Origin of the sequence: Streptomyces sp. 8N706 (assembly GCF_052245415.1) — a bacterium.
In the GTDB taxonomy this organism is placed as follows: Bacteria; Actinomycetota; Actinomycetes; order Streptomycetales; family Streptomycetaceae; genus Streptomyces.
Window position 1 is genome coordinate 1 of record NZ_JBQQBW010000223.1, and the last position, 3,066, is coordinate 3,066.

Annotated in this window: 1 protein-coding gene; it reads left to right on the forward strand. The window is 67.0% G+C overall.

Features of this window, described 5'->3' with window-relative positions; translation table 11 throughout:
- Nucleotides 1-534 precede the first annotated feature (534 nt).
- Nucleotides 535-3,060: an ATP-dependent Clp protease ATP-binding subunit gene (locus tag ACTWQE_RS33900; protein WP_443332934.1), complete on the forward strand. Its 2,526-nt coding sequence runs from the start codon at nucleotides 535-537 to the stop codon at nucleotides 3,058-3,060.
- Nucleotides 3,061-3,066 lie beyond the last annotated feature (6 nt).

The window sequence follows — 3,066 nt, forward strand, 5'->3', positions numbered from 1 at the left end:
AATGCGGGGTGGTCGGGGTCGAGGAATGCAGGGTGGCTGGGGTGGGGGATTGCAGCGCGGCGGGGGCGGGGAAGTGCGGGGCGGCGGGGAAATGCGTCAACCATGCCCGGAGCAACTGCCGGGCCCCCTAAGGGTTACGCAGAGTTGGCAGATGGGTACGCAACGTGGTAGTGGCAGGGGCGTACGGAAGCGTGTGGGGGCGCAAGGGTGTTCGCCCGTAGCGGATGGAACCGCCCTGCGCTGCATGGAGTGTCACTGCTTGCGGGTAAGACTTTCCTAGTGGGGAGGGGCGACGCGCAGGTCCGGCCGGGATGGCGTTCGCCATCGGCGTACTGCTATCGAGGCTATCCGCCTGGCCTGCGGGAACATCGTCTCGCACCATCGGGTTGGAGCTGTTGTCGGCTGTTCTGGGCAGGAGGCCAAGGACGGGGTCGGCAGTTGGAATGAGCTGTCCCCCATAGCGGGACTAGCATGCGGAAGGACAGGGAGGGGATCGTCCCCGATCTTTCTGACCGCTCTGAGGAGCGATTAACGATGTTCGAGAGGTTCACCGACCGTGCGCGGCGGGTTGTCGTCCTGGCTCAGGAAGAAGCCCGGATGCTCAACCACAACTACATCGGCACCGAGCACATCCTCCTGGGCCTGATCCATGAGGGTGAGGGTGTCGCCGCTAAGGCCCTGGAGAGCCTCGGGATTTCGCTCGAGGCGGTCCGCCAGCAGGTGGAGGAGATCATCGGCCAGGGCCAGCAGGCCCCGTCCGGGCACATCCCCTTCACCCCCCGTGCCAAGAAGGTCCTGGAGCTGTCGCTCCGCGAGGCCCTCCAGCTCGGCCACAACTACATCGGTACGGAGCACATCCTGCTCGGCCTGATCCGCGAGGGCGAGGGCGTCGCCGCCCAGGTCCTCGTGAAGCTGGGCGCCGATCTGAACCGGGTGCGGCAGCAGGTCATCCAGCTGCTCTCCGGCTACCAGGGCAAGGAGGCCGCCACCGCCGGCGGCCCGGCCGAGGGCACGCCCTCGACCTCCCTTGTGCTGGACCAGTTCGGCCGCAACCTGACGCAGGCCGCCCGCGAATCCAAGCTCGACCCGGTCATCGGGCGCGAGAAGGAGATCGAGCGGGTCATGCAGGTGCTGTCGCGCCGTACCAAGAACAACCCGGTCCTCATCGGCGAGCCCGGCGTCGGTAAGACGGCGGTCGTCGAGGGCCTGGCCCAGGCCATCGTCAAGGGCGAGGTGCCCGAGACCCTCAAGGACAAGCACCTCTACACCCTGGACCTCGGCGCCCTGGTCGCCGGCTCCCGTTACCGCGGTGACTTCGAGGAGCGCCTGAAGAAGGTGCTCAAGGAGATCCGCACCCGCGGCGACATCATCCTGTTCATCGACGAGCTCCACACCCTGGTGGGTGCGGGTGCCGCCGAGGGCGCGATCGATGCCGCCAGCATCCTCAAGCCGATGCTGGCCCGCGGTGAGCTCCAGACCATTGGTGCGACGACGCTCGACGAGTACCGCAAGCACCTGGAGAAGGACGCGGCCCTGGAGCGCCGCTTCCAGCCCATCCAGGTCGCTGAGCCGTCGCTGCCGCACACCATCGAGATCCTGAAGGGCCTGCGGGACCGTTACGAGGCACACCACCGTGTGTCCATCACGGACTCGGCTCTCGTGGCGGCCGCCACCCTGGCCGACCGCTACATCTCCGACCGCTTCCTGCCGGACAAGGCGATCGACCTGATCGACGAGGCCGGCTCCCGGATGCGTATCCGCCGGATGACCGCTCCGCCGGACCTGCGCGAATTCGACGAGAAGATCGCCGATGTCCGCCGGGACAAGGAGTCGGCCATCGACTCCCAGGACTTCGAGAAGGCCGCGTCCCTCCGGGACAAGGAGAAGCAGCTCCTCGCGGCCAAGGCGAAGCGGGAGAAGGAGTGGAAGGCCGGCGACATGGATGTCGTCGCCGAGGTGGACGAGGAGCTGATCGCCGAGGTCCTGGCCACGGCCACCGGCATCCCGGTCTTCAAGCTCACCGAGGAGGAGTCCTCGCGGCTGCTGCGCATGGAGGACGAGCTCCACAAGCGCGTCATCGGCCAGAAGGACGCCATCAAGGCGCTCTCCCAGGCCATCCGTCGTACCCGTGCCGGTCTGAAGGACCCGAAGCGCCCCGGCGGTTCGTTCATCTTCGCGGGCCCCTCGGGTGTCGGTAAGACGGAGCTCTCCAAGACTCTGGCGGAGTTCCTCTTCGGCGACGAGGACGCGCTGATCCAGCTCGACATGTCGGAGTTCAGCGAGAAGCACACGGTCTCGCGGCTCTTCGGCTCGCCTCCCGGCTATGTCGGCTACGAGGAGGGCGGCCAGCTCACCGAGAAGGTGCGCCGCAAGCCGTTCTCCGTCGTCCTCTTCGACGAGGTCGAGAAGGCCCACCCGGACATCTTCAACTCGCTGCTGCAGATCCTGGAGGACGGTCGGCTGACCGACTCCCAGGGCCGGGTCGTGGACTTCAAGAACACGGTCATCATCATGACGACCAACCTCGGCACCCGGGACATCTCCAAGGGCTTCAACCTCGGCTTCGCGGCCACGGGTGATGTCCGCACCGGCTACGAGCGGATGAAGGCCAAGGTCAACGACGAGCTCAAGCAGCACTTCCGGCCGGAGTTCCTGAACCGTGTCGACGACACCGTCGTCTTCCACCAGCTGACCGAGGACGACATCATCCAGATCGTCGACCTGATGCTGGCCAAGGTGGACGAGCGGCTCAAGGACCGCGACATGGGCATCGAGCTCAGCGGCGCCGCGAAGTCGCTGCTCGCCAAGAAGGGCTACGACCCCATCCTGGGCGCCCGGCCGCTGCGCCGGACCATCCAGCGGGAGGTCGAGGACGTGCTCTCGGAGAAGATCCTCTTCGGTGAGCTGCGCCCCGGCCACATCGTGGTCGTCGACACCGAGGGCGAGGGTGAGGACAAGACCTTCACCTTCCGCGGCGAGGAGAAGTCGGCCCTGCCGGACGTCCCCCCGATCGAGTCGGCGGCGGGCGGCTCGGGCCCGAACCTGAGCAAGGACGCGTGAGCGGCA